Origin of the sequence: Bacillus sp. SIMBA_005, assembly GCF_046535585.1 — a bacterium.
Lineage (GTDB): Bacteria > Bacillota > Bacilli > Bacillales > Bacillaceae > Bacillus > Bacillus pumilus.
This window is the reverse complement of record NZ_JAWRWI010000945.1, coordinates 1-246: the sequence shown is the minus strand read 5'-3', so window position 1 is coordinate 246 and position 246 is coordinate 1. Positions and strand designations below refer to the sequence as shown.

Annotated in this window: 1 protein-coding gene; it reads right to left on the bottom strand. The window is 72.0% G+C overall.

Annotated elements, in window-relative coordinates; translation table 11 throughout:
- Nucleotides 1–246 (bottom strand): sensor histidine kinase (locus SB660_RS22880; RefSeq protein ID WP_410584811.1); only part of this gene is annotated, 246 nt, incomplete at both ends.

Below are 246 nucleotides of genomic sequence, written 5' to 3'. Positions count from 1 at the left end.
AATCGCGACCACGAAGCGGGCACCACCGCCGTCGGCGACCTCCACCATGATCGTCCACTGGTGCGCGAGGCAGATCTCGCTGACGATGGCCAGACCGAGCCCCGCGCCGTTCGTCGCGGTGGACGCACGCCAGAACCGCTCGAACAGATGCGCGCGGTCGCCGGGTGCGACGCCCGTGCCCTCGTCGGCCACGACGAAGCCGCGAGGCGCGACCTCGAGGGTCACGCGGTTGCCCGTCGGGGTGTG